Origin of the sequence: Acidisoma sp. L85, from assembly GCF_009765865.1 — a bacterium.
GTDB lineage: Bacteria > Pseudomonadota > Alphaproteobacteria > Acetobacterales > Acetobacteraceae > Acidisoma.
On record NZ_LMUQ01000031.1, the window covers coordinates 1 to 338 of the forward strand.

General features: G+C 66.6%; 1 pseudogene. It reads left to right on the plus strand.

Going from position 1 to position 338, the window contains the following annotated elements:
* Window positions 1-338, plus strand: a pseudogene (locus tag GSQ83_RS08915) (succinoglycan biosynthesis protein exop); the annotation flags it as partial.

The following is a 338-nucleotide window of genomic DNA, read 5'->3' on the forward strand; positions in this document are numbered from 1 at the left end:
TCGCGCCGCCCTGCTGGAGCCGCCGGTCTCCTTTGTCTCGCATGCGCCGGTGCCGACGCGGCCGACCTTCCCGAACCACGTCAAACTCCTCGCCGGCATCATTGTCCTTGCCCTGGTCGCGGGCGCCGCGGCGGTTCTGGCGCGGGATTACTTCTCTGTCGGCTTCGAGGAGCTGGATGCTCTCCGTGCAGCCGTGCAGCTTCCGGTGCTGGCGGCAATTCCCTTTATCGGGTCACGCCGCAATCACTTGATTGCTCGCCACGTGCTGGACGAACCCTTCTCGCGCGCCAGTGAGGCAGTGAGAGGGCTCGCCGCCCAGCTCTCCTTGCTGGTCGAAG